A 22,410-nucleotide genomic window follows, 5' to 3' on the forward strand; every position below is an offset into this window, starting at 1 on the left:
CAATAATTAATATGTCAAGAGATCTAAGATATACAAGAAACATAGGTATTGCCGCTCACATTGATGCCGGTAAAACCACTACAACAGAGCGTATATTGTACTACTCGGGTGTGAGCCACAAAATTGGCGAGGTACACGAGGGTGCAGCTACAATGGACTGGATGGCACAGGAGCAGGAACGTGGTATTACCATAACCTCTGCTGCAACCACCGTAGATTGGAATTACAGGGGCCAAAAATATCATATCAACATTATTGATACACCAGGACACGTGGATTTCACCGTTGAGGTGAACCGTTCACTGCGTGTATTAGATGGTTTGGTATTTTTGTTTTCGGCAGTTGATGGTGTTGAGCCACAATCTGAAACCAACTGGCGCCTTGCTAATAACTACAATGTTGCCCGTATTGGTTTCGTTAATAAAATGGACCGTAGCGGTGCAGACTTTTTAAATGTTGTAAAACAGGTAAAAAGCATGTTAGGCAGCAACGCTGTTCCTTTGCAGTTACCTATCGGTTCTGAAGAGAAATTTCAGGGTGTTGTTGACTTGATCAACTGGAGAGGTATTGTTTGGAATGAGCATGATAAAGGTATGACCTTTACCGAAGTGCCTATACCTGCGGATATGATCGAAGAAGCTACAGAGTGGAGAGAGAAATTGCTTGAATCTGTTGCTGATTACGATGAAACTTTGATGGAGAAATTCTTCGAAGCTCCTGAATCAATCACTGAACGCGAAATTTTAGATGCATTGCGTAAAGCTGTGTTGGATGCTAAAATTGTGCCTATGGTTTGCGGTTCATCTTTCAAAAACAAAGGTGTACAAACCATGCTTGATTACGTGATGGAATTGCTTCCTTCACCTATGGATGTAGAAGGTATCATTGGTACCAACCCTGATACTGGCGAAGAAATTCTACGCAGACCATCAGAAAAAGAGCCGTTTGCAGCTTTAGCATTTAAAATTGCAACCGATCCTTTCGTAGGTCGTTTATGCTTTATCCGCGTTTATTCAGGTAACCTGGAAGCAGGTTCATATGTGCATAACATGCGTTCTGATAACAAAGAGCGTATCAGCCGTATCTTCCAGATGCACGCTAACAAGCAAAACCCTATCCCTAATGTGGGTGCAGGTGATATTGCTGCGGTAGTGGGCTTTAAGGATATTAAAACAGGTGATACCCTTTGCGACGAGAAACACCCGATCATCCTTGAATCTATGAATTTCCCTGAGCCGGTAATTGGTTTAGCTATTGAGCCTAAAACACAGGCCGACGTAGATAAATTAGGTTTGGCACTTGGTAAATTAGCAGAAGAGGATCCAACCTTCCACGTAAAATCTGACGAAGAAACCGGCCAAACCGTTATTAGCGGTATGGGTGAGCTTCACTTGGATATCATCATGGACCGTTTAAAACGTGAGTTTAAAGTAGAGGTTAACCAGGGTGCTCCGCAAGTAGCTTACAAGGAATCTATCACAGGTACCGTTCAACACCGCGAAACTTACAAGAAACAAACCGGTGGTCGTGGTAAATTTGCCGATATCCAGGTAATACTGTCACCAAACGATGAAGGTAAAGAAGGCTTGCAGTTTGTGAATGAAATCAGCGGTGGTTCTATCCCACGTGAGTTTATTCCATCTGTAGAAAAAGGCTTCGCTGCTTCTATGGCGAATGGTGTATTGGCCGGTTACCCGTTAACCAGTTTAAAGGTACGTTTAATTGATGGTTCGTTCCACGCAGTCGATTCAGATGCGCTGTCTTTTGAGATCGCAGCAAAATCTGCTTACCGTGAAGCGTTGCCAAGATGTAAACCAGTATTGTTAGAGCCGATCATGAAAATCGAGATCCTTACCCCGGAAGAAAACATGGGTGATGTAATCGGTGACATGAACCGTCGTCGTGGCCAGCTTTTGGGTATGGATTCACGCGCAGGTGCTCAGGTAATTAAAGCTACTGTACCACTTTCAGAAATGTTTGGTTATGTAACCCAGTTACGTACCATTACCTCTGGCCGTGCTACTTCAACCATGGAGTTTGATCACTATGCTGAAGCACCACGTAACGTACAGGAAGAAGTAGTTGCTAAAGTAAAAGGCAAAAAGAACAGCTAATAAATTTAAAGATCAGATAATTTGAGGATCTGAAAATGATCTTCAAGTTATTTTATCTTTAATATCAAAGTAAACCGGCTACCCTAATAAATAGCTCTTAGGAACAGCCATAAAATCAAACAACATGAGCCAACGAATCAGGATCAAATTGAAATCTTACGATTACAACCTGGTAGATAAATCTGCCGAGAAGATCGTAAAAACAGTAAAACCTACGGGTGCTGTAGTTAGCGGACCACTTCCGTTACCAACCGAAAAGAAAATTTTCACCGTGTTGCGTTCACCGCACGTAAACAAGAAAGCACGTGAGCAATTTCAGTTATGCTCTTACAAGCGTTTGCTGGATATCTACAGTTCAAATTCTAAAACTGTAGATGCTTTAATGAAGCTTGAATTGCCTAGCGGAGTTGAAGTGGAAATCAAGGTGTAACTATACCGGAAGATCCATACGAAAAGCCATTCTTGAAAAAGAGTGGCTTTTTTGGTTAAAGAATTTTATTTAAATTTGGTATATGGCCACTTACATTGTAAATCCCAAAGCGCACCAGGAAAAAGCTGTCGAGGCTTTTTTTGCCGCATTAGAAGTCTCCTTTACAAAAGATGATAATCAGGAAGAGGGTCTGCCGCCTCATGTAATAAAAGGTGTAAAACAAGGAGAAGCTGATTATGAAGCAGGCGAATACACTTCTTTTGCTGATTTTACAAAAAAACTCCATCTATTTAAGTAATGTTTGAACTTGTATTTTCCAGAAAAGCAAATCAGACGTTCGATACACTACAAGAGCAAATTTTAAATAAATGGGGTGAAAGCAGTCTTATAAAGTTTGAGAAGCGCGTGTACGATGTATTATTAATACTGTCTGAATCGCCTTTCGTATATAAAGAAGTGGAAAGCTACCTACAATTCGAAAAGCCACGGTTCATAAAAACTGTTCTTTATTTTATAAAATAAGTAACACGAGAGTTATACTTTTATTTTTTTGGGACAATCGGCAGGCCCCGATTTTATAGCGAACCCATGGTATCTTACTGTTTAAAGTATAAATTAAGCTATACCTTCCCATAATAAGCATGTTGGCTCAGGAAATTCAGCCAAACACTTTCCAATTCATCCGCCAGGTATGGCCTGATGGATATACCCGATGCCTGCGGTGACCAGGTTTGTTCTGCCAGGTTACCTGTTTTTAAAATATCGAAACTGAGGATCGGTTCTTTTTGCGGATTTAGCAAAACATCCAGTGCAACTTCTATCCGGTAGTAATTCCGGCCATTCTTAACTGCGGGGTAGGGGGCTGAGGCTATTACTCCGGAGGCAAAAATGCCTTTCGGCTCGCTACCCAGCCGTACAATATAGGCCCGGTCGCCAGGTTTAATGCTTTTATGGCTCACCACACTCCAGTTATCCACCAGCGAACCTTCCCGCTTTACCTTTTCAATATCATCCTCCAAATTAGCCCACTTAAATTTAACCGGGTTCCATCCAAACAGGTAGGCGTTCATAAAATTTGTAATTTAAACCTGCTGCCCCTTCAGGGGCCGGATGGCTTCAGCCTTTGCTATTCGTTCCCCTTTAATTCGTCCAGTTTATTGCGTTCCGTTTGGAGTTCACGAGCCAGTTTCTTTTCTTTTTCGTTGGCTTTTGCTTTGTAGGTCTTGTATTCTTCTTCCAGTTCGCTATAAAGCTTGGTACGGTATTTTGCTTCCCGGCTGTGGCTGCCTGCGCGCGCGATCACGATTGCCGCAATTGCCCCAAAGGTAATTACCAGTCCCCACATGATCCAGTTATAAGTTGCCTTGCTTACCGGCATGCCCAGCAGGCTTACCTGGTCTACCCGGGAGTTTGAAACCGAAAGGTTCTGATCTTTGGCGCTTAACTCTTTTTGTAGCGAATCGGCCCTTTTAGTTTGGGTTGTAATTTTACCGTTAATATCTACCAGTTTCCGTTTTGTGATATTCAAGGTATCAGAAAAGTTCTTCCACAAGGCGGATATCAGCGGTTGTTGGTAATGGTACACCCGGGTTAGCAGATATTGGTATTGGCCTTTAAGGCTTTTATCGTTAAGTAGGGCCGGGTCGGCAGGTTGTAGCCACGGCTTAGTTGCTACAGCATTGGTTGTCGCTGGCTGTTGCGCCGAAGGTGCCGTTACCGTTGCTGCCTTCACCGGGTAATACGGTTTTTTAGCATAAGGGTTATATTTCACGGCTGGCTTGGTTGGGGTTGGTTTAACAGCTGCGGGTTTCGCCCGTTTGACACTATCCTGGCCATAAGTTGTGGTGATACTACTTAATGTCAGTATTATTAAAATAGTTGCGGTTGATCTGAGAAGCTTAATCATATAATTGCAAATCGGGGGTAAATAAGTTTCAATCTTGGCGTACATTAATTTAAACGGTGCAATGTAATCTAAAGTTTGTTAAATTAATTATAAGTTAGCCGCCATGGCACTAAGCTGTTTTATTATCCGTAGGTATTTTTCAGTTCTTAAAAATATAAAAAAGATGCACACTACACATCATCAAGTGTAATTAGCAAAAGCATATCTTAGGCTTTTTATTTACAATATGCACATAGGTTTTATAGGGTTGGGCGATATGGGGCGATTATACGCCAAAGCTTTTGCAAATGCGGGATACACCGTTTGCGGTTGTGACCTACCCATCAATCGTGAAAGATTAGAGGAAGAGTTAAATCCATTGGGCATTACCCTAATGGACAATGGCAAAGACGTGTCGCGAATGAGCGATCTCATTATTTATTCGGTTGAGGCTGATAAATTGGAGCAGGTTGTAGCACAATGCGGCCCATCTACTAAATATGGTGCTATTGTGGCCGGGCAAACTTCCGTTAAACATCCGGAGATAGCCATATTTGAAAAGCACCTGCCAGCCGATGCGCAGATCATTACCTTCCACGCCATGCATGGGCCGGGCTTCGAACCTAAGGGGCAGAAATTGATCCTGATTCCGCATCGTTACGAAGGGGATTCGTACCAGCAGATGTTGAAATTGTTTACCGCCGTGGAAACAGATATTGTTGAAATAGCTGATTATCACGAACACGACAAAATCGTAGCCGATACGCAGGCCGTTACGCATGTTGGATTTGAAAGCATGGGCACCGCCTGGAAATCAGCCGGGTTTTTCCCCTGGGAAAATGCTAGTTATGTTGGAGGGATAGATAATGTGAAGATCTTAACTACTTTGCGCATTTTTAGCTATAAAGCACACGTATACGCCGGGTTGGCCATTTTGAATCCTTACGCCCGTCAACAGGTGAAGCAGTATGCCAATTCTGAATCAGAGCTGTTTAAACTGATGATCAAAGAGCAGGAGACGGAGTTTCGGGAGCGCCTGTATCGTGCGCGCGACTTTGTATTCCATGAAAGCCGCAAGCCAATCATGTTCAACGACGATGTGATGCGCGAATTTTCTCTGGCTAAGGATGCAGGCCACCAAAAGCCAAATTCGCACCTGAGTATCTTAAGTATGGTAGATGCCTGGTACCATTTGGGTGTAAACCCATATGATAATCTGATCTGCCAGACACCGCCCTTCCGCCTGCGCCTGGGCATAGCGGAATACCTATTTAAAAATGAGGAGCTGCTGGAAGAATCGATCCAGACTGCCTTATATGATAAAACCATTCGCGGCGATGATCTGGAATTTCACTCGGCAGTAAGAGAGTGGAGTGCCATTATAGGGTATGGCGATATGGAAGGGTATAAAAAACACTTTAACGAAGTGCAGGCTTTTTTCCAGGGGCGACTGGAAGAAGGGAACAAGCAAAGCGCGGAGATGATCAGGAGGCTGATGGAGTAATGTAAATGGAAGTTGTTTTTGGATTACACCTATAACACTTTACCAGATAGCCTTCTATACCGAACATTTTGTCTGTGAATCAAGCGAAATCGGCCGTCGTTGAGTTGTAGCTAATGGGTAGCTGCATATTTTTAGCATGTGCCCATTACCCCTTCATCTTCACCACATAGACTTCTTTCTTATCAGGCATATTGAATCGCACGTCGTTGCCTTCGTTATAAAACGGTTCGGCTATTTCCACCTCGACCGACTGGAACGAATTGCCAAGTATGGTCTGCGCTTGTTCTAATGTATAAATCTTATCCTTTATATTGAATACAAAGCCATACTTAGCCGCCTTTAACTGTTTCATGGTCACCTTGCCTTTTTCGACAGCAAAATTGATGGGTATGGAGTATTGCACCCTAACCGGCCGGCCATTCTGGATTCCGGGTTTCCATGCTCTTGAGTTGGCCAGGACTTTTACAGCTTCCGATTCGCAGCCTGCCCCGATGCAGTTAACGGGCGTAACGCTGCTGACCTTTCCATCGCGTTCTATAATGAAGCTTATTAATACTTTGCCGTTAATGCCAATCAGTTTAGCTACATCTGGGTAAACCAGGGTACGGCTGATATAATTGGAAAAGGCACCCAGGCCGCCCGGGTATTCGGGCACAAAGTCTACTGCCGTAAAGGTGAGTTTAGCTTGTTTAGCGGTATCGGTAGTAGGTGCTGATTGTGCAGTCGCCAACGAGACTTTAAACAATAATAAAAGTAGGGTGTGATAAGGTTTCATTCTGTAAATATAATTGATGGTATTGACATATATAAACGCCGTTTGATAAAAAACTTGGACAAGTAAGACGGTTATAAGCATTTCGGCAATGCAGACCTTACTGCACATCAAATGGCAATAGCAGTTGCGACTTTTGTCTTTAACATAAGATGTGCCTTAATTTAATAATTCGTTTAAATAATGTTAAACCAAAACCTTTAAAATCTGCATTTTCCAATTTTTTCCGGCTGCATTTTCTCCCATACAAAAAATATTAAAAAATAACTTGTTAAGTATTTGGGAATTAATACAAAATCCCTATCTTTGCCGTCCCTTAAAGGGGGAATAATATGCCTTGAACGAAGCCCTACTGCTTCGATGGGCACTAATAAAATAAAGAAAATGTCAGGAATAATTGGTAAAAAAGTAGGAATGACCAGCATTTTCGATGAAACAGGGAAAAACATTCCCTGCACTGTAATCGAAGCTGGCCCTTGCGTAGTAACTCAGGTCAGGTCTGTAGATACAGACGGATACGCTGCTGTTCAGTTAGCGTATGGCGAAAAGAAGGAGAAAAACACTTCTGGACCACTAAAAGGCCATTTTGAAAAAGCCGGCACTACTCCTAAGCGTAAGCTTGTAGAATTCAAAACTTTCACGGACGAAAAGAATCTTGGTGATACCATCACTGTAGATATTTTTGCTGCCGGTGATTTTGTTGATGTAGTTGGTACTTCAAAAGGTAAAGGTTTCCAGGGTGTGGTAAAGCGTCACGGTTTTGGTGGTGTGGGTATGCAAACTCACGGTCAGCACAATCGTTTACGTGCACCGGGTTCATTAGGAGCTTCTTCATGGCCTTCACGTGTATTTAAAGGTATGCGTATGGCTGGTCAAATGGGTAACGTTCGTGTTAAAGTACAAAACTTACAAGTGGTTAAAGTATTTAGCGAGCAAAACCTAATCGTAGTTAAGGGTTCCATCCCAGGAGCTAAGGGTTCATTCGTAATATTGGATAAATAAGATGGAAATCAACGTATTAAATCTATCAGGTAAAGAAACAGGTGCCAAGGTGCAGCTGCCTGAGTCCTTATTCGGTGTAGAGCCAAATGATCACGCTATCTACTTAGATGTAAAGCTGATCTTAGCTAACCAGCGTCAGGGAACGCACAAATCAAAACAACGTAATGAAATTGCAGGTTCAACCCGCAAATTACATAAACAAAAAGGTACAGGCGGCGCCCGTGCAGGTAGCATCAAATCTCCATTGTTCAATGGTGGTGGTCGTGTTTTCGGTCCGCAGCCGCGTGATTACAGCTTTAAGTTGAATAAAAAACTTAGATCATTAGCACGTGCCTCTGCTTTATCATACAAAGCAAAAGATAACAACATCCTGGTATTAGAGGATTTTAATTTTGATGCTATCAAAACTAAATCTTACATCCAGATGGAAGCCGACCTGAATGTTACTAACGATAAAACGTTATTAGTATTAGCCGGCGCTGAAAATAACAACGTTTATTTATCAAGCAGGAACCTGAAGAAAACCAAGGTTATTTCGGTTGAGCAGCTTAACACTTATGATGTGTTAAACGCTGGCAAACTGATCTTAACTACAGGTGCTGTTAAAACTTTGGAGGAAGCATTAGCTAAGTAATTATGGAAATTTTAAAGAAACCCTTACTTACTGAAAAGATTACTCAATTAACTGAGAAGCTTAATCGCTATGCTTTCAAAGTTGATCACAGAGCAAACAAAATTCAGATCAAAGGCGCTATCGAAGCTATGTATGGTGTTAACATTACAGCGGTTAACACAATGAAATATGTAGGTAAATTGAAGAGCCGCAACACCAAAGCTGGTGCAGTTACAGGCCGTGCCGCTACTTACAAAAAGGCCATCATTACGCTGAAAGATGGTGAAACAATAGATTTTTACAGCAACATATAATACGAAAATGGCAGTAAAGAGATTTAAACCGGTTACGCCGGGTACCCGTTTCAGAATTGATGTATCTAATTCAGATATCACAACTAACGTTCCTGAAAAGTCGTTAGTTGAAGCAGCCAACACAAGGTCGGGCGGTCGTAATCACAGCGGTAAAATGACTATGCGCTACTTGGGTGGTGGTCATAAACAAGCATACAGGATCATTGATTTTAAACGTAACAAGTTTGACATCCCTGCAAAAGTTGCAACTATAGAGTACGATCCAAACAGATCTGCGCGTATAGCCCTGTTACATTTTGTTGATGGTGAAAAACGATACATGATAGCTCCGGAAGGCTTAACAGTTGGAACGGTAGTTGTATCTGGCGAAGGTGCTGCACCAGAGGTTGGTAATACCATGCCTTTGAAGAACATCCCGTTAGGTTCTATCATCCACAATATTGAGTTAAACCCTGGCCAGGGTGGTATTATTGCCCGCAGTGCCGGTACTTACGCTCAGTTATCAGCACGTGATGGTAAATATGCCATTATTAAATTGCCTTCTGGCGAAACCCGTATGATCCTGTCAACTTGCTTGGCAACTATCGGTACCGTTTCAAATGGCGAGAAAGCAAATGCCGTGTTAGGTAAAGCTGGCCGCAAACGTTGGTTAGGCCGTCGCCCAAGAGTTCGTGGTGTTGCCATGAACCCGGTAGATCACCCTATGGGTGGTGGTGAGGGTAGATCATCAGGTGGTCATCCACGCTCACGTAAAGGTTTGTTAGCTAAAGGCTACAAAACTCGTGACAAGAAAAAAGGGTCTGATCGTTATATCATTGAAAGAAGGAAGAAATAATAATGGCACGTTCAATTAAAAAAGGACCTTACATAGATCATAACCTGGAAAGAAAAGTTCTGACCTTGAATGAAACTAGTAAAAAATCAGTTGTTAAAACATGGTCGCGCCGTAGCATGATCTCTCCTGATTTCGTTGGTCACACATTCGCAGTACACAACGGTAACAAGTTTATCCCGGTGTATGTAACAGAAAACATGGTTGGTCATAAGTTGGGCGAATTTGCTCCAACCCGCACATTCCGCGGTCACGCAGAAAAGAAAAAATAACAGGCAATGGAAGCAACAACAAAAATTAAAAGGTCTGTATTGATCAGGCAACAAAAAGAAGCTGCGAAACTCGTTGTGGGTGGCTCTTCTGTTGCCAAGTTACAGAACTGCCCAACTTCACCCCGCAAAATGCGTTTGGTGGTTGACCTGATCCGTGGTGTTGAAGTTAATAAAGCTTTAAGCATCCTGAAGTTTACAAATAAAGAAGCGGCTATTCGTGTAGAAAAACTTTTGTTCTCAGCTATCAAAAATTGGGAAGCAAAAAACGAAGGCAAACGCTTAGAGGATAATCTTCTGTTTGTAAAAGAAGTTTCAGTTGGTGGTGGTCGTCAGTTAAAAAGATTACGCCCGGCTCCACAGGGAAGAGGTTACCGTATACGTAAACGCTCTAACCATGTAACTTTGATAGTGGACAGTAAAAACGATAACAACTAATTTGAAATGGGACAAAAAGCACATCCAATAGGTAACAGGTTAGGGATCATCCGCGGTTGGGATTCTAATTGGTTCGGTGGAAATCACTATGCCGACAAATTAGTTGAAGACGAAAAGATCCGCAAATACTTATCAGCACGTATCAATAAAGGTGGTGTATCTAAAGTAGTAATAGAACGTACTTTAAAACGCATCACGGTAACCATCCACACTGCCCGTCCGGGTATTGTAATTGGTAAAGGCGGCGCTGAGGTTGATAAGATCAAAGAAGAGTTAAAGAAATTAACTAAAAAAGATGTTCAGATCAACATCTTCGAAATAAAACGCCCTGAGCTTGATGCGCAGTTAGTTGCCGAAGGTATTGCTAAACAACTTGAAGCACGTATCTCTTTCCGTCGTGCCATGAAAACTACAATTGCTTCTACCATGAGAATGGGTGCGGAAGGAATTAAAGTGATGACATCAGGCCGTTTAGGTGGCGCTGAGATGGCACGTACCGAACAATATAAAGAAGGAAGAATTCCTTTGCATACTTTCCGTGCCGATATCGATTACGCTTTGGCAGAAGCCTTAACCACTTATGGTAAAATAGGTGTTAAAGTGTGGATCTGTAAAGGTGAAGTTTACGGCAAACGTGATTTATCTCCAAACATTGGTGGTACTAGCAGCGCAAGCGGTAAAGGCGGACGTCCTGAAGGTGCAGCCGGTTTCGGCGGCCGTGATGGTGCAAGAGGTGGAGAGCGTGGCGGCGAACGTCGTGGCGACAGGAAACCAGGAGCAGGTAACGACCGTGGCAGAGGCGGACAAGGTGGTGGACAAGGTGGTAGCCGTCCGGGAGGACCAGGTGCTAACCGTCCAGGTGGACAAGGCGGCGGTAATCGTCCCGGTGGCCCAAGGAGATAACAATAATATAACAAGACATATCCGGGAGGATATAAAAGCTTAATAAGATGCTACAGCCAAAAAGAACGAAGTTCAGAAAGATGCAAAAAGGCAGAATGAAAGGGTTAGCCAGTCGTGGTACTGATCTTTCATTCGGATCTTTCGGTATAAAATCACTCGAAGCAGCATGGATCACCAGCCGCCAGATCGAGGCTGCACGTATTGCTGTTACACGTTTTATGAAACGTGAGGGCCAGGTGTGGATCAGGATTTTTCCTGACAAGCCTGTTACCAAGAAACCAGCAGAGGTACGTATGGGTAAGGGTAAAGGTGCACCAGAGTATTGGGTTGCAGTTGTACGCCCGGGCCGTATGATTTTTGAAGCAGAAGGTGTGCCTTTAGAGGTTGCCAAAGAGGCTTTACGCCTTGCCGCACAAAAATTACCGGTACAAACCAGATTTGTAACACGTAGAGATTACGTAGAGGCATAAATACAGAAGTTGGCAGTTTTGAGTTCGCATTATCAATTGAAGATAGCTTGAGCTTGGGACTAAAAACTCAAATTAACTAAATAAGAAAATGAAGAACTCAGAAATTATAGAGCTTTCAGCTGAAGAATTAGCAGCTAAGCTCAGCGAGGAGAAAAGCCAGCTTACTAAATTGAAATTTGCTCATGCTGTTTCGGCTATTGAAAATCCAACCCGTATTACTAAAGTGCGCAAGGAGATTGCTCGTTTAAATACTGAAATAACAAAGCGCAAAGCGGCGTCAGCTTCTAATTAATTTTAAGCGTGGAGAAAACAATGGAAAGAAATTTAAGAAAAACACGTACCGGCCTGGTAGTAAGCAGTAAGATGGAAAAATCTATTGTAGTTGCTGTAGAGCGGAAGGTGAAGCACCCCATTTATGGTAAGTTCGTTAAGAAAACTACCAAGTTTATGGCTCATGATGAAACTAACACCTGTGGTGTTGGCGATACCGTATTGATTATGGAAACCCGCCCGCTGAGCAAAAACAAAAACTGGAGATTAGTTCAAATTTTAGAGAGGGCTAAATAACATGGTACAGCAGGAATCAAGATTAAATGTAGCCGATAACAGCGGAGCTAAAGAAGTTTTAGTGATACGCGTATTGGGTGGTACCGGTAAAAGATATGCTTCTATCGGAGATAAGATCGTAGTTACCGTAAAAAGCGCTATCCCATCGGGTAACGTTAAAAAAGGTACCGTATCTAAAGCCGTAGTGGTTAGAACCAAGAAAGAGATCCGCAGGAAAGATGGTTCATACATCCGTTTTGACGATAACGCAGCAGTGTTGTTGAACAATCAGGATGAGCCAAGGGGCACACGTATATTTGGCCCAGTTGCCAGGGAACTGCGTGAAAAACAATTTATGAAAATTGTATCATTAGCACCGGAGGTATTATAATATGGAAAAGAAAGTAAACAAACCAGCTAAATTAAAGATCCGTAAGGGTGATTTAGTAAAGGTTATAGCCGGCGACTCAAAAGGTTCAGAAGGTAAAATTGTTGAAGTAATAATTGATAAAAACAGGGCGATTGTTGAAGGTGCCAACATGGTATCGAAACACACTAAGCCTAATGCAGCCAATCCTAACGGCGGAATTTTAAAGCAGGAAGCTGCTATTCATATTTCTAACCTGGCGCTGGTTGAACCTAAAACAGGAAAAACAACCCGTGTTGGCCGTAAATTAAACGATGCCGGCAAATTGGTTAGAGTATCTAAAAAATCAGGGGAGGAAATTAAGTAATGGCTTACGTACCAAGATTAAAATCGAAATACAAAGAAGAGATCCGCACTGCACTGAAAGATAAATTTCAGTACAAAAGTGTAATGCAGGTGCCTAAGTTGCAGAAAATTGCTATCAACCAGGGTGTTGGCGGTGCTACTACCGACAAGAAATTGATCGAGAACACTATCACCGAGTTAACTACTATAACTGGTCAGCAGGCAGTTTCTTCAAAATCTAAAAAGGATATCTCTAACTTTAAGTTGCGTAAAAACATGCCAATCGGCGTTCGTGTTACTTTGCGCGATAATACAATGTATGAGTTCTTAGATCGTTTAATTGCTGTTGCCCTGCCACGTATCCGTGATTTTAAAGGCATCAACGATAAAGGTTTTGATGGCCGTGGTAACTATACTTTAGGTATCACTGAGCAAATCATTTTCCCAGAGATCAATATTGACAAGATCAACAAAATTCAAGGTATGGATATTACCTTTGTAACCTCTGCTACCAACGATGTTGAAGCATTAGAGTTACTTAAGCAATTTGGTTTACCATTTAAAAATCAAACTCCAACTAACAATGGCTAAAGAAGGCGTAAAGGCTCGTGAAGTAAAACGTGCTAAATTAGTAGCAAAATATGCTGAAAAAAGAGCTGCATTAAAAGCAGCTGGTGATTTCCAGGGTTTGGATAAATTGCCAAAGGCATCATCACCTGTGAAATTGCACAACCGTTGCAAATTAACAGGCCGTCCACGCGGTTACATGCGTCAATTTGGTATTTCACGTGTTACATTCCGTGAAATGGCTCTTGATGGCAAGATCCCCGGCGTGAAGAAAGCAAGCTGGTAATAACCAGTAAAATACGAGCAGGCAAATTCAAAACATATAACATTATGTTTTGAATTTTTTTGTACCTTTGCGGCTCGAATTTTAAAAGAATTAACCGATGAAAGGTCACCCCGGATGTTACGGGAAGGAAACCATCATCATAAACAACAATAATGAATACAGATCCAATCGCAGATTATCTTACAAGAGTAAGGAATGCTATTAAAGCCAACCATAGGGTTGTTGAAATTCCTGCATCAAATCTGAAAAAGGAAATCACAAAAGTGCTTTTCGAAAAAGGTTACATTGCTAATTACAAATTTGAGGACAACGGTCCACAAGGCAGCATCAAAGTTGCTTTAAAGTACCACCCGATAACTAAGATCCCTGCTATCCGCAGCATTTCACGTATTAGTAAACCAGGTTTGAGGAAATACGCCGGTATGGATACCATGCCACGTGTATTAAATGGTTTAGGTATCGCTATCCTATCGACTTCTAAAGGTGTAATGACCGATAAAGAGGCTCGTACGCAAAATGTAGGTGGCGAAGTTTTATGCTACGTTTATTAATAGGAGGAAATTAAGCAATGTCAAGAATAGGAAAAGCACCTATAGCACTAACCAGCGGCGTTACTATCACTGTATCTGCAGATAATGTAGTTACCGTGAAAGGCCCAAAAGGTGAGTTGCAACAGGCAGTTGATAGAGATATCATCATCGAGCAGGAAGACGGCCAGTTATTGGTTAAACGTCCATCAGATCAAAAACGCCACAAAGCGTTACATGGTTTATACCGCTCATTAATAAATAACATGGTTGTTGGTGTAACAGAAGGCTACAAAATTCAGCAAGAATTAGTAGGTGTAGGTTACCGTGCAACTAACACAGGTAATACTTTAGATTTAGTGTTGGGTTATTCTCACCATTACGTGTTTGAGTTACCAAAAGAAATTAAAGTTACAACCACTGCTGATAAAGGTAAAAACCCTACCATCATCCTGGAATCTAACGATAAACAATTGATAGGACAAGTAGCTGCGAAGATTCGTTCGTTACGTACACCAGAGCCTTACAAAGGTAAAGGTATCAAGTTTGTTGGCGAAATATTGAGAAGAAAAGCAGGTAAATCAGCATCTAAAAAATAATCGTCATGAAATTATCAAGAAGAGACAGGATTAAAAAAGGCATTCGTAAACGCCTTTCAGGATCAACAGCACGCCCTCGTTTATCTGTTTACAGAAGCAACAAAGGTATCTACGCACAAATTATTGACGATGTAACCGGTAAAACACTTGTATCAGCTTCATCTTTATCAAAAGATTTCACAGCAGATGGTACCAAGTCGGATCAATCGGTAGCTGTTGGCAAAATGGTAGCTGAAAAAGCTATTGCCGCAGGTATTAAAGATGTAGTGTTTGACAGGAATGGTTATTTGTACCACGGCCGTGTTAAATCACTGGCAGAAGGTGCACGTGAAGGTGGTTTAAACTTTTAATCGAAACAGGAAATGTCAACAATCAACATAAAAAGAGTAAAAACCAGCGAGATCGAATTAAAAGATCGCCTGGTGAGCATACAACGTGTAGCCAAAGTAACAAAAGGTGGCCGTACATTCAGCTTTTCTGCCATTGTGGTAGTAGGTGATGAGAACGGTGTTGTAGGTTACGGGTTAGGCAAAGCAAAAGAAGTTACCGAGGCAATTGCTAAGGGTATTGACGATGCTAAAAAGAACTTAGTTAAAGTTCCTATTATCAACGCTACTATCCCTCATGAGCAGATAGGTAAATTCAGTGGTGGTTTTGTATTTATCAAACCAGCAGCAAACGGTACCGGTGTTATAGCTGGTGGTGCAATGCGTGCTGTGTTGGAAATTGCCGGTGTACATAATGTATTGGCAAAATCTAAAGGATCATCAAACCCACACAACGTGGTTAAAGCAACTGTATCTGCATTATCACAATTACGTGATGCACACACAGTAGCTCAACAACGCGGTATCAGTTTAGGCAAAGTATTTAACGGATAATCAGTCATGTCGAAAATCAAAATAACACAGATAAAAAGCGTTATCGACAGAAGCGAGCGCCAAAAAAGAACTGTTGAGGCTTTAGGCCTTAAGAAAATTAACCACAGTGTGGAAGTTGAAGCCACTGCGGCTATTATAGGTATGGTACGTAAAGTAAACCACTTGGTAGCAGTAGAAAATATTTAATATCATGAATTTAAGTAATCTTAAACCTGCAGAAGGTTCTACCAAAAATAGGAAAAGAATTGGCCGTGGTACAGGTAGTGGCCGTGGCGGTACATCAACCCGTGGCCATAAAGGTGCCGGTTCACGTTCAGGTACCTCTACCAAGGTAGGGTTTGAAGGTGGCCAGATGCCATTACAGCGCCGTGTGCCTAAGGTAGGTTTTAAAAACCCTAACCGTGTGGAATATGTTGGTGTTAACCTTGACGTATTGCAAGCATTAACTGAAAAGTATACCTTAGCTACAGTTAACTTCGATACATTAAAAGAACATGGTTTGGTATCTAAGAATGGCCTGGTTAAAATCCTTGGCCGTGGCGAGCTTACTGCCAAGTTAGAAGTTACAGCACATGCATTTACTGCTACTGCTCAAAAAGCTATTGAAGCGGCTGGCGGAACTATTGTAAAGTTATAATTTTCGATGAAGAAATTTTTCACCACATTATCCAACATCTGGAAAATTGAGGATCTAAGAGTGCGTATAACAAACACACTCTTATTTCTTTTGATATACCGCGTTGGTTCGTTTATCGTATTGCCGGGTGTAAATGCGGCTACTCTTAATTCTGCTAAAGCTAAAGAAGGCCTGGTAGGATTGCTGAATATGTTTGCAGGCGGATCATTCTCACGGTCTTCCATTTTTGCATTGGGTGTAATGCCTTATATTTCTGCATCCATCGTGGTTCAGTTATTAGGTATAGCGGTGCCTTATTTTACCAAGTTACAAAAGGAGGGTGAAAGCGGCCGTAACAAGCTTAATCAGTGGACCCGTTATCTAACAATAGCGATCACTGCGTTGCAGGCTATTGGTTACCTGAAATCTCAGGTTGGAGCTGATGCAATGCTGATCCCAAATCCATACTTTATTATCCTAAATACTTTCGTATTAACCGCAGGTACATTATTTGTAATGTGGTTAGGTGAAAAGATCACTGATAAGGGTATTGGAAATGGTATTTCGCTAATCATTATGGTGGGTATTATAGCCCAGTTGCCAAGTGCTTTCGTTACTGAATTTCAATCCCGTACCGGTGGAGCTGGTGGTTTAATTACCTTCATCGTTGAAATTGTAGCACTGTTGGGTGTGGTAATGTTTACCATCCTCATTGTGCAGGGAACACGCAAGATTGCTGTACAATACGCAAAACGTATTGTGGGTAACAAACAATACGGTGGCGTACGCCAGTACATACCTTTAAAGGTAAATGCTGCCGGTGTAATGCCAATCATTTTTGCGCAGGCATTAATGTTTATACCTAATACAATTGCCCAGTTTTATCCCGGTGCAGCATCAAACGGAATTTTGATCGCGTTATCAAATTACAACTCGTGGCAACATAACCTCGTATTTGCTATATTGATCATTCTGTTCACTTATTTCTATACGGCAATTACCGTTAATCCTAAACAGATGAGCGATGATATGAAGAAGAATGGTGGTTTTATACCGGGTGTAGCGCCAGGTAATGCCACTACAACCTTTATTGATGAGGTGATCTCAAAGATCACTTTACCTGGATCTATCTTTTTAGCTATTGTTGCCATTATACCGGCTATTGCCAGTATGGTTGGAGTAAGCAGCTTATTTGCAAGGTTCTTTGGTGGTACATCGCTGATCATTCTTGTAGGGGTTGTGTTAGATACTTTACAGCAGATAGAAAGCCACTTATTAATGCGTCATTACGATGGATTAATGAAGACAGGCCGGATCAAAGGGCGCTCAGGCGTTCCTGCAGCTGCTGGTACTACACCAACAGCCATCTAATATAAAACATGTCTAAGATCATTTATAAGTCTATTGAAGAGATAGAGCTGATAAGAGAAAGTTCTTTACTTGTTTCCAAAACACACGGGGAAATAGCCAAGGTTATAGGCCCCGGTGTAACTACACTCGAATTAAACAAATTAGCCGAGACCTTTATCCGTGATAATGGAGGGGTCCCGGCTTTTTTGAATTACGGGGGATTCCCATATTCATTATGTATTTCGCTTAACGATCAGGTGGTACACGGTTTTCCGAGTAAAAAGCCCTTGGTTGACGGTGATCTTGTATCTGTTGATTGCGGTGTTGTTCTGAACAAATTCTACGGAGACTCGGCCTATACTTTTGCCATTGGCGAAGTTGATGAGCAGACTAAAAAGCTGATGCGGGTAACCAAAGAATGCCTGGATCTGGGTATTGAGAAAGCGGTAGTTGGAATGCGAATAGGCGACGTTGGTTATGCCATACAAGAGCATGCTGAAAAAAACGGATTTGGTGTAGTAAAGGAACTCGTAGGTCATGGTGTAGGTACACGCCTTCACGAAAAGCCGGAGGTACCAAATTACGGCAAACGTGGGTCGGGCATCAAATTGGAGGAAGGTATGGTTATCGCCATTGAGCCAATGATTAACGCTGGCCGTGCCGGTGTTAAGTTTTGGGATGATGGATGGACCGTATCAACGGTTGATAAGAAACCATCCGCCCATTATGAGCACACAGTTGCTGTTAAAAAGGGCAAAGCAGACATTTTATCAACGTTTTCGTACATTGATAAAGTTTTACAAGAAAAATCGAATAATTAAAATATTTTTATTAATTTTGCATCCCGGTTTTGGGGTGTATAATTAAGTAATAATCAATAAAATATGGCTAAACAATCATCGATCGAGCAGGACGGTACAATTCGGGAAGCGTTGTCAAATGCAATGTTCAGAGTTGAGCTTGAAAACGGTCATGAGATTATTGCACACATATCGGGTAAAATGCGTATGCACTATATCAAAATTCTTCCTGGTGACAGGGTGAAGTTAGAGATGAGCCCGTATGATTTAACAAAAGGAAGAATAACCTACAGATATAAATAACAACGAGATGAAAGTTAGAGCATCCATTAAAAAACGCAGTGTTGATTGCAAGATCATCCGCCGTAACGGGAAACTTTATGTGATAAACAAAAAGAATCCTAAATACAAACAGCGTCAGGGATAATTAAGAAAATTGTAGTGATCCGTACAACGGTGGCCCGCCGTTCGGTTATTACGTAAAAACACAAAGAAAAATATGGCAAGGATCTCCGGTATTGATTTACCAAAGAACAAAAGAGGCGTTATAGGTTTAACCTATATTTACGGTATAGGCCGTTCAACCGCCGAAGTAATTTTGAAACAGGCTGAAATTGATGAAAATATCAAAGTTCAGGACTGGAATGATGAGCAGTTAACTGCTATCCGTACGATCATCAACGATCAGATCAAGGTAGAAGGTTCGTTGCGTTCTGAAGTTCAGTTGAACATCAAACGTTTAATGGATATCGGTTGCTACCGTGGTACCCGTCACCGTAAAGGCTTGCCGTTACGTGGTCAGCGTACTAAAAACAACTCACGTACCCGTAAAGGAAAACGTAAAACAGTTGCTAACAAAAAGAAAGCTACTAAATAGTAAATAATGATTGGTGAGTGGCAGGTATTGATACCATGCCCTTCGCCAGGAATATAAAATTATAAAAACGGTTAATGGGTCCGAATTAGAATTCACTAATTCAGTAATTCATCAACTCAATAATTAAGACAATGGCAAAAACCAAAAAAGTTACCAAGAAACGCATTGTAATTGTAGAGTCGGTTGGCGAAGCACACATCAATGCAACTTTTAACAATATCATTATTACCCTTACCAACAAAAGCGGCCAGGCAGTGTCATGGTCATCTGCTGGTAAAATGGGTTTTAAAGGTTCTAAGAAAAACACACCATACGCTGCTGGTCAGGCTGCTGCCGATTGCGGTAAAGTAGCTTACGATTTAGGCTTACGTAAGGTTGAAGTTTTTGTTAAAGGTCCTGGTTCAGGCCGCGAATCTGCAATACGTACATTGCAAACAACCGGTATCGAAGTAACTACCATTAAGGACATCACACCGCTTCCACACAACGGTTGCCGTCCATCAAAACGCAGAAGAGTTTAATTCACTAAATTTTTAAAGCTAAGATTCGGCAGCTACAGGCTGTTTGATACTTTAAAACACACAAATAATGGCAAGATATACAGGCCCAAAATCAAAAATTGCGCGTAGGTTCCGCGAGCCGATCTTCGGTCCGGACAAGGCGTTGGAAAGAAAAAACTACCCACCCGGAATGCATGGCGCTTCTAAAAGAAGAGGAAAGCAATCTGAGTACGCGGTACAGTTAATGGAAAAACAAAAAGTTAAATATACTTATGGTGTATTAGAGCGTCAGTTCGAGAACTTGTTCCATACTGCATCAGCAAAAGATGGTATCACTGGTGAAAACTTGTTGAAGTTCCTGGAAGCACGTTTGGATAATGCAGTTTACCGTTTAGGTATTGCTCCAACACGTTCTGGTGCACGCCAGTTAGTTGGTCACAAACACATTACTGTTAATGGTTCTGTTGTAAATATTGCATCATACCAATTAAGAGCTGGTGACGTTATCGCTGTTCGTGAAAAATCGAAGTCTCTTGAGGCTATCAGTAATTCTGTTGCTGGTCGTAAGATTAACAAATATAGCTGGTTGGAATGGGATGCTGCCGAATTAACAGGCAAGTTCTTAAATTATCCAAACCGCGATGAGATACCAGAGAACATTAAGGAAAACCTTATTGTGGAGTTGTACTCAAAATAAGAATTAGATTTGAGATGAGAGATATGAGATTTGAGATTGATTCGCAAATCCCATATCTCAATTTTCAGTTTACAACATTTACAATTTCAGGCGATTTGGATAGGGGTTTTCGGGAGTGGCGTTTTAGTTCACACATCTCATATCTCGCATCTCAAATCTATTATCAAACTAACAATAAACAAAAGATATAAATGGCAATTTTAGCATTTCAAAAACCAGACAAGGTTATCATGCAGAAATCAAATGATTTTGATGGCACGTTTGAGTTTCGTCCGTTAGAACCAGGCTTCGGTGTAACCATTGGTAATGCTCTGCGTCGTATCTTACTTTCTTCATTAGAAGGGTATGCTATCACTTCAGTACGTATATCTGGCGTGATGCATGAGTTTTCAACCATCAAAGGTGTGGTAGAAGACGTTACCGAGATCATCCTTAATTTAAAACAAGTTCGTTTTAAAAAGACAGGTGAATCTGGCGATAATGAGAAAATATTTGTGATCATTAACGGTCAGGATGCTTTTAAGGCAGGCGACGTGAGTAAATTTTCAAACAATTTTACTGTATTGAACCCTGATCTTGTTATTTGTAACATGGATTCATCAGTAACGCTTGAAGTTGAGCTTACTGTTGCTAAGGGCCGTGGTTACATTTCTAACGAAGAAAATAAAAACCCGGATGCTAACGTAGGGGTTATAGCTATCGATTCTATCTTTACGCCTATAAAAAACGTTAAATACACGCTTGAAAATTACCGTGTAGAGCAAAAAACGGATTATGAAAAATTGATCCTTGATATCTCTACAGATGGTTCTATTCATCCGGAAGATGCGTTAAAGCAAGCCGCTAAGATCCTGATCCAGCACTTTATGCTTTTCTCTGATGAGAATATGATGTTGGAAGCACAAGCTAAAGAGGAGACAAAAGAAGTTGATGAAGAAATTCTTCATATGCGTAAGATCTTGAAAACCGAATTGGTTGATCTTGATCTTAGTGTACGTGCATTGAATTGCTTAAAAGCTGCTGATATCCGCAGCCTGGCCGACTTGGTTTCTTACGATGTAGCTGATATGCTTAAATTCAGAAACTTTGGTAAAAAATCATTAACTGAAATTCAGGACCTGGTTAAATCAAAAGGTTTATCTTTTGGTATGAACCTGGCTAAATTTAAGTTAGACGAAGAATAACAATTGAGAGGCAGGAGTGTAAGATGTGGGAAGCAAGACTATTTTCTTGAATCTTTATGTCTTTGTTCTTGATTCTAAAACTAGCGTAATTCCGCGGGCTTGATTAAGAAAAGTCGCCCAACGGTATGCACGTGCAAAAATTAAAAAACAATGAGACACGGTAAAAAAGTAAACCATTTAGGCCGCACAGACAGCCATCGTAAAGCGATGATGTCTAACATGGCATCTTCGCTTATTCAACACAAGCGCATTACAACAACCTTAGCTAAGGCAAAAGCTTTACGCGGGTATGTTGAACCATTATTAACTAAATCAAAGAATGATACTACGCATTCTCGTCGTACAGTATTTAGTTACTTACAGGATAAAGAAGTAGTAAGCATGCTGTTCCGCGATGTTGCTGAGAAAATTGCTAACCGCCCGGGTGGTTATACACGTATCGTGAAATTAGAGAATCGTTTAGGTGATAATGCTGAAATGGCGATCATCGAGCTGGTTGACTACAACACTGTTTACGGTAAAGATGTAGCTGCTAAAACGGAAAAGAAATCAACACGTCGTCGTGGTGGTGCTGCTAAAGCGAAAACTACTGATGCACCTGTTGAAGCTGCTCCAGTTGCTGATGCTGCTCCGGTTGCTGAAGCTGCTCCGGCTGTAGAAGAAGCTCCTGCAGCTCCTGCTAAGAATGAAGAAAATGCAGAAAAAGGCGAGTAATTAGCCCG

At 41.5% G+C, this 22,410-nt stretch carries 36 protein-coding genes; 33 read left to right on the forward strand and 3 right to left on the reverse strand.

What is annotated here, in order from left to right; genetic code table 11:
• The first annotated feature begins 11 nt into the window (after window positions 1-11).
• The 4 genes from fusA (at window position 12) to A0256_09265 (ending at window position 3,066) form a co-directional block, all read left to right on the forward strand.
• The gene (fusA, locus tag A0256_09250) at window positions 12-2,114 is read left to right on the forward strand and encodes an elongation factor G (protein ID AMR31595.1); all 2,103 of its coding nucleotides are present in this window, start codon (window positions 12-14) and stop codon (window positions 2,112-2,114) included.
• 124 nt (window positions 2,115-2,238) lie between these two features.
• A complete protein-coding gene (locus A0256_09255; GenBank protein ID AMR31596.1) occupies window positions 2,239-2,544 on the forward strand; it encodes a 30S ribosomal protein S10 in 306 nt (101 codons plus the stop codon).
• 82 nt (window positions 2,545-2,626) lie between these two features.
• A complete protein-coding gene (locus tag A0256_09260) occupies window positions 2,627-2,842 on the forward strand; it encodes a hypothetical protein (GenBank protein ID AMR31597.1) in 216 nt (71 codons plus the stop codon).
• Entirely contained in the window at window positions 2,842-3,066 is a 225-nt protein-coding gene (locus A0256_09265; protein ID AMR31598.1) for a hypothetical protein, read from the forward strand. Before A0256_09260 ends, A0256_09265 begins: the two co-directional genes overlap by 1 nt.
• A gap of 98 nt (window positions 3,067-3,164) precedes the next feature.
• Here the strand turns inward: A0256_09265 and A0256_09270 are convergent, their stop codons facing one another.
• Together A0256_09270 and A0256_09275 are read right to left on the reverse strand one after the other, a co-directional pair.
• Window positions 3,165-3,614, reverse strand: a complete 450-nt coding sequence (locus A0256_09270; GenBank protein ID AMR31599.1) for a hypothetical protein — start codon at window positions 3,612-3,614, stop codon at window positions 3,165-3,167.
• Between the two features lie 56 nt (window positions 3,615-3,670).
• Window positions 3,671-4,495 carry a hypothetical protein gene (locus A0256_09275; protein ID AMR31600.1) on the reverse strand — a complete coding sequence of 275 codons (825 nt, stop codon included), beginning with the start codon at window positions 4,493-4,495 and terminating at the stop codon, window positions 3,671-3,673.
• Between the two features lie 181 nt (window positions 4,496-4,676).
• Here A0256_09275 and A0256_09280 point away from each other — a divergent pair, with 181 nt between their 5' ends.
• Window positions 4,677-5,933, forward strand: coding sequence for a prephenate dehydrogenase (locus A0256_09280; protein ID AMR31601.1), 1,257 nt, complete (start codon window positions 4,677-4,679; stop codon window positions 5,931-5,933).
• Window positions 5,934-6,078: 145 nt separating this feature from the next.
• Here the strand turns inward: A0256_09280 and A0256_09285 are convergent, their stop codons facing one another.
• Window positions 6,079-6,708, reverse strand: coding sequence for a hypothetical protein (locus A0256_09285; GenBank protein ID AMR31602.1), 630 nt, complete (start codon window positions 6,706-6,708; stop codon window positions 6,079-6,081).
• Window positions 6,709-7,089: 381 nt separating this feature from the next.
• Here A0256_09285 and A0256_09290 point away from each other — a divergent pair, with 381 nt between their 5' ends.
• The 28 genes from A0256_09290 to A0256_09425 all read left to right on the forward strand — a co-directional run bounded on the left by A0256_09290 (window position 7,090) and on the right by A0256_09425 (window position 22,402).
• Entirely contained in the window at window positions 7,090-7,707 is a 618-nt protein-coding gene (locus tag A0256_09290) for a 50S ribosomal protein L3 (GenBank protein ID AMR34493.1), read from the forward strand.
• 1 nt (window position 7,708) lies between these two features.
• Window positions 7,709-8,341: a 50S ribosomal protein L4 gene (locus A0256_09295; GenBank protein ID AMR31603.1), complete on the forward strand. Its 633-nt coding sequence runs from the start codon at window positions 7,709-7,711 to the stop codon at window positions 8,339-8,341.
• Window positions 8,342-8,343: 2 nt separating this feature from the next.
• Window positions 8,344-8,634, forward strand: a complete 291-nt coding sequence (locus A0256_09300; protein ID AMR31604.1) for a 50S ribosomal protein L23 — start codon at window positions 8,344-8,346, stop codon at window positions 8,632-8,634.
• A gap of 7 nt (window positions 8,635-8,641) precedes the next feature.
• Window positions 8,642-9,469, forward strand: coding sequence for a 50S ribosomal protein L2 (gene rplB, locus A0256_09305; protein ID AMR31605.1), 828 nt, complete (start codon window positions 8,642-8,644; stop codon window positions 9,467-9,469).
• Window positions 9,470-9,471: 2 nt separating this feature from the next.
• Window positions 9,472-9,738 carry a 30S ribosomal protein S19 gene (locus A0256_09310; protein AMR31606.1) on the forward strand — a complete coding sequence of 89 codons (267 nt, stop codon included), beginning with the start codon at window positions 9,472-9,474 and terminating at the stop codon, window positions 9,736-9,738.
• Between the two features lie 6 nt (window positions 9,739-9,744).
• Window positions 9,745-10,173, forward strand: a complete 429-nt coding sequence (locus tag A0256_09315; GenBank protein ID AMR31607.1) for a 50S ribosomal protein L22 — start codon at window positions 9,745-9,747, stop codon at window positions 10,171-10,173.
• Between the two features lie 6 nt (window positions 10,174-10,179).
• Window positions 10,180-11,076: a 30S ribosomal protein S3 gene (locus A0256_09320; GenBank protein AMR31608.1), complete on the forward strand. Its 897-nt coding sequence runs from the start codon at window positions 10,180-10,182 to the stop codon at window positions 11,074-11,076.
• 47 nt (window positions 11,077-11,123) lie between these two features.
• The gene (locus A0256_09325) at window positions 11,124-11,546 is read left to right on the forward strand and encodes a 50S ribosomal protein L16 (GenBank protein ID AMR31609.1); all 423 of its coding nucleotides are present in this window, start codon (window positions 11,124-11,126) and stop codon (window positions 11,544-11,546) included.
• 88 nt (window positions 11,547-11,634) lie between these two features.
• On the forward strand, window positions 11,635-11,838 hold the full coding sequence (locus tag A0256_09330; protein AMR31610.1) for a 50S ribosomal protein L29: 204 nt from the start codon (window positions 11,635-11,637) through the stop codon (window positions 11,836-11,838).
• A 20-nt stretch (window positions 11,839-11,858) separates the two neighbouring features.
• Complete coding sequence (locus A0256_09335; protein ID AMR31611.1) at window positions 11,859-12,113, forward strand: 30S ribosomal protein S17; 255 nt, start codon at window positions 11,859-11,861, stop codon at window positions 12,111-12,113.
• 1 nt (window position 12,114) lies between these two features.
• Window positions 12,115-12,483, forward strand: coding sequence for a 50S ribosomal protein L14 (locus A0256_09340; protein AMR31612.1), 369 nt, complete (start codon window positions 12,115-12,117; stop codon window positions 12,481-12,483).
• 1 nt (window position 12,484) lies between these two features.
• Entirely contained in the window at window positions 12,485-12,826 is a 342-nt protein-coding gene (locus A0256_09345) for a 50S ribosomal protein L24 (protein AMR31613.1), read from the forward strand.
• Complete coding sequence (locus tag A0256_09350) at window positions 12,826-13,395, forward strand: 50S ribosomal protein L5 (GenBank protein AMR31614.1); 570 nt, start codon at window positions 12,826-12,828, stop codon at window positions 13,393-13,395. The genes A0256_09345 and A0256_09350 overlap by 1 nt, the downstream gene beginning before the upstream one ends.
• A complete protein-coding gene (locus tag A0256_09355; protein AMR31615.1) occupies window positions 13,388-13,657 on the forward strand; it encodes a 30S ribosomal protein S14 in 270 nt (89 codons plus the stop codon). Before A0256_09350 ends, A0256_09355 begins: the two co-directional genes overlap by 8 nt.
• 152 nt (window positions 13,658-13,809) lie before the next feature.
• Entirely contained in the window at window positions 13,810-14,208 is a 399-nt protein-coding gene (locus A0256_09360) for a 30S ribosomal protein S8 (protein ID AMR31616.1), read from the forward strand.
• Window positions 14,209-14,225: 17 nt separating this feature from the next.
• Window positions 14,226-14,783: a 50S ribosomal protein L6 gene (locus A0256_09365; GenBank protein ID AMR31617.1), complete on the forward strand. Its 558-nt coding sequence runs from the start codon at window positions 14,226-14,228 to the stop codon at window positions 14,781-14,783.
• Between the two features lie 5 nt (window positions 14,784-14,788).
• Window positions 14,789-15,133 (forward strand): 50S ribosomal protein L18, encoded by a 345-nt coding sequence (locus tag A0256_09370; GenBank protein AMR31618.1) that lies wholly within the window; start codon window positions 14,789-14,791, stop codon window positions 15,131-15,133.
• A 12-nt stretch (window positions 15,134-15,145) separates the two neighbouring features.
• Window positions 15,146-15,664 carry a 30S ribosomal protein S5 gene (locus A0256_09375; GenBank protein AMR31619.1) on the forward strand — a complete coding sequence of 173 codons (519 nt, stop codon included), beginning with the start codon at window positions 15,146-15,148 and terminating at the stop codon, window positions 15,662-15,664.
• A gap of 6 nt (window positions 15,665-15,670) precedes the next feature.
• Window positions 15,671-15,850: a 50S ribosomal protein L30 gene (locus A0256_09380; protein AMR31620.1), complete on the forward strand. Its 180-nt coding sequence runs from the start codon at window positions 15,671-15,673 to the stop codon at window positions 15,848-15,850.
• A 4-nt stretch (window positions 15,851-15,854) separates the two neighbouring features.
• Window positions 15,855-16,301, forward strand: coding sequence for a 50S ribosomal protein L15 (locus tag A0256_09385; GenBank protein AMR31621.1), 447 nt, complete (start codon window positions 15,855-15,857; stop codon window positions 16,299-16,301).
• A 6-nt stretch (window positions 16,302-16,307) separates the two neighbouring features.
• The gene (locus A0256_09390) at window positions 16,308-17,651 is read left to right on the forward strand and encodes a preprotein translocase subunit SecY (protein AMR31622.1); all 1,344 of its coding nucleotides are present in this window, start codon (window positions 16,308-16,310) and stop codon (window positions 17,649-17,651) included.
• Between the two features lie 8 nt (window positions 17,652-17,659).
• Window positions 17,660-18,451 carry a type I methionyl aminopeptidase gene (locus A0256_09395; GenBank protein AMR31623.1) on the forward strand — a complete coding sequence of 264 codons (792 nt, stop codon included), beginning with the start codon at window positions 17,660-17,662 and terminating at the stop codon, window positions 18,449-18,451.
• A gap of 63 nt (window positions 18,452-18,514) precedes the next feature.
• Window positions 18,515-18,733 carry a translation initiation factor IF-1 gene (gene infA / locus A0256_09400; GenBank protein ID AMR31624.1) on the forward strand — a complete coding sequence of 73 codons (219 nt, stop codon included), beginning with the start codon at window positions 18,515-18,517 and terminating at the stop codon, window positions 18,731-18,733.
• Between the two features lie 196 nt (window positions 18,734-18,929).
• Window positions 18,930-19,307 (forward strand): 30S ribosomal protein S13, encoded by a 378-nt coding sequence (locus A0256_09405; GenBank protein AMR31625.1) that lies wholly within the window; start codon window positions 18,930-18,932, stop codon window positions 19,305-19,307.
• A gap of 131 nt (window positions 19,308-19,438) precedes the next feature.
• Entirely contained in the window at window positions 19,439-19,828 is a 390-nt protein-coding gene (locus tag A0256_09410; GenBank protein ID AMR31626.1) for a 30S ribosomal protein S11, read from the forward strand.
• Between the two features lie 67 nt (window positions 19,829-19,895).
• Entirely contained in the window at window positions 19,896-20,504 is a 609-nt protein-coding gene (locus A0256_09415) for a 30S ribosomal protein S4 (GenBank protein AMR31627.1), read from the forward strand.
• A 191-nt stretch (window positions 20,505-20,695) separates the two neighbouring features.
• The gene (locus tag A0256_09420; GenBank protein ID AMR31628.1) at window positions 20,696-21,688 is read left to right on the forward strand and encodes a DNA-directed RNA polymerase subunit alpha; all 993 of its coding nucleotides are present in this window, start codon (window positions 20,696-20,698) and stop codon (window positions 21,686-21,688) included.
• Between the two features lie 150 nt (window positions 21,689-21,838).
• The gene (locus A0256_09425) at window positions 21,839-22,402 is read left to right on the forward strand and encodes a 50S ribosomal protein L17 (protein AMR31629.1); all 564 of its coding nucleotides are present in this window, start codon (window positions 21,839-21,841) and stop codon (window positions 22,400-22,402) included.
• Window positions 22,403-22,410: the final 8 nt, after the last annotated feature.

The sequence above is a fragment of the Mucilaginibacter sp. PAMC 26640 genome (assembly GCA_001596135.1).
Taxonomy (GTDB): domain Bacteria; phylum Bacteroidota; class Bacteroidia; order Sphingobacteriales; family Sphingobacteriaceae; genus Mucilaginibacter.

Excerpts from the sequence above, each read along its gene's own strand:
- fusA (AMR31595.1), top strand. The coding sequence starts at position 12 with ATGTCAAGAGATCTAAGATATACAAGAAACATAGGTATTGCCGCTCAC.
- A0256_09255 (AMR31596.1), top strand. The coding sequence starts at position 2,239 with ATGAGCCAACGAATCAGGATCAAATTGAAATCTTACGATTACAACCTG.
- A0256_09260 (AMR31597.1), top strand. The coding sequence starts at position 2,627 with ATGGCCACTTACATTGTAAATCCCAAAGCGCACCAGGAAAAAGCTGTC.
- A0256_09265 (AMR31598.1), top strand. The coding sequence starts at position 2,842 with ATGTTTGAACTTGTATTTTCCAGAAAAGCAAATCAGACGTTCGATACA.
- A0256_09270 (AMR31599.1), bottom strand. The coding sequence starts at position 3,614 with ATGAACGCCTACCTGTTTGGATGGAACCCGGTTAAATTTAAGTGGGCT.
- A0256_09275 (AMR31600.1), bottom strand. The coding sequence starts at position 4,495 with ATGTACGCCAAGATTGAAACTTATTTACCCCCGATTTGCAATTATATG.
- A0256_09280 (AMR31601.1), top strand. The coding sequence starts at position 4,677 with ATGCACATAGGTTTTATAGGGTTGGGCGATATGGGGCGATTATACGCC.
- A0256_09285 (AMR31602.1), bottom strand. The coding sequence starts at position 6,708 with ATGAAACCTTATCACACCCTACTTTTATTATTGTTTAAAGTCTCGTTG.
- A0256_09290 (AMR34493.1), top strand. The coding sequence starts at position 7,090 with ATGTCAGGAATAATTGGTAAAAAAGTAGGAATGACCAGCATTTTCGAT.
- A0256_09295 (AMR31603.1), top strand. The coding sequence starts at position 7,709 with ATGGAAATCAACGTATTAAATCTATCAGGTAAAGAAACAGGTGCCAAG.
- A0256_09300 (AMR31604.1), top strand. The coding sequence starts at position 8,344 with ATGGAAATTTTAAAGAAACCCTTACTTACTGAAAAGATTACTCAATTA.
- rplB (AMR31605.1), top strand. The coding sequence starts at position 8,642 with ATGGCAGTAAAGAGATTTAAACCGGTTACGCCGGGTACCCGTTTCAGA.
- A0256_09310 (AMR31606.1), top strand. The coding sequence starts at position 9,472 with ATGGCACGTTCAATTAAAAAAGGACCTTACATAGATCATAACCTGGAA.
- A0256_09315 (AMR31607.1), top strand. The coding sequence starts at position 9,745 with ATGGAAGCAACAACAAAAATTAAAAGGTCTGTATTGATCAGGCAACAA.
- A0256_09320 (AMR31608.1), top strand. The coding sequence starts at position 10,180 with ATGGGACAAAAAGCACATCCAATAGGTAACAGGTTAGGGATCATCCGC.
- A0256_09325 (AMR31609.1), top strand. The coding sequence starts at position 11,124 with ATGCTACAGCCAAAAAGAACGAAGTTCAGAAAGATGCAAAAAGGCAGA.
- A0256_09330 (AMR31610.1), top strand. The coding sequence starts at position 11,635 with ATGAAGAACTCAGAAATTATAGAGCTTTCAGCTGAAGAATTAGCAGCT.
- A0256_09335 (AMR31611.1), top strand. The coding sequence starts at position 11,859 with ATGGAAAGAAATTTAAGAAAAACACGTACCGGCCTGGTAGTAAGCAGT.
- A0256_09340 (AMR31612.1), top strand. The coding sequence starts at position 12,115 with ATGGTACAGCAGGAATCAAGATTAAATGTAGCCGATAACAGCGGAGCT.
- A0256_09345 (AMR31613.1), top strand. The coding sequence starts at position 12,485 with ATGGAAAAGAAAGTAAACAAACCAGCTAAATTAAAGATCCGTAAGGGT.
- A0256_09350 (AMR31614.1), top strand. The coding sequence starts at position 12,826 with ATGGCTTACGTACCAAGATTAAAATCGAAATACAAAGAAGAGATCCGC.
- A0256_09355 (AMR31615.1), top strand. The coding sequence starts at position 13,388 with ATGGCTAAAGAAGGCGTAAAGGCTCGTGAAGTAAAACGTGCTAAATTA.
- A0256_09360 (AMR31616.1), top strand. The coding sequence starts at position 13,810 with ATGAATACAGATCCAATCGCAGATTATCTTACAAGAGTAAGGAATGCT.
- A0256_09365 (AMR31617.1), top strand. The coding sequence starts at position 14,226 with ATGTCAAGAATAGGAAAAGCACCTATAGCACTAACCAGCGGCGTTACT.
- A0256_09370 (AMR31618.1), top strand. The coding sequence starts at position 14,789 with ATGAAATTATCAAGAAGAGACAGGATTAAAAAAGGCATTCGTAAACGC.
- A0256_09375 (AMR31619.1), top strand. The coding sequence starts at position 15,146 with ATGTCAACAATCAACATAAAAAGAGTAAAAACCAGCGAGATCGAATTA.
- A0256_09380 (AMR31620.1), top strand. The coding sequence starts at position 15,671 with ATGTCGAAAATCAAAATAACACAGATAAAAAGCGTTATCGACAGAAGC.
- A0256_09385 (AMR31621.1), top strand. The coding sequence starts at position 15,855 with ATGAATTTAAGTAATCTTAAACCTGCAGAAGGTTCTACCAAAAATAGG.
- A0256_09390 (AMR31622.1), top strand. The coding sequence starts at position 16,308 with ATGAAGAAATTTTTCACCACATTATCCAACATCTGGAAAATTGAGGAT.
- A0256_09395 (AMR31623.1), top strand. The coding sequence starts at position 17,660 with ATGTCTAAGATCATTTATAAGTCTATTGAAGAGATAGAGCTGATAAGA.
- infA (AMR31624.1), top strand. The coding sequence starts at position 18,515 with ATGGCTAAACAATCATCGATCGAGCAGGACGGTACAATTCGGGAAGCG.
- A0256_09405 (AMR31625.1), top strand. The coding sequence starts at position 18,930 with ATGGCAAGGATCTCCGGTATTGATTTACCAAAGAACAAAAGAGGCGTT.
- A0256_09410 (AMR31626.1), top strand. The coding sequence starts at position 19,439 with ATGGCAAAAACCAAAAAAGTTACCAAGAAACGCATTGTAATTGTAGAG.
- A0256_09415 (AMR31627.1), top strand. The coding sequence starts at position 19,896 with ATGGCAAGATATACAGGCCCAAAATCAAAAATTGCGCGTAGGTTCCGC.
- A0256_09420 (AMR31628.1), top strand. The coding sequence starts at position 20,696 with ATGGCAATTTTAGCATTTCAAAAACCAGACAAGGTTATCATGCAGAAA.
- A0256_09425 (AMR31629.1), top strand. The coding sequence starts at position 21,839 with ATGAGACACGGTAAAAAAGTAAACCATTTAGGCCGCACAGACAGCCAT.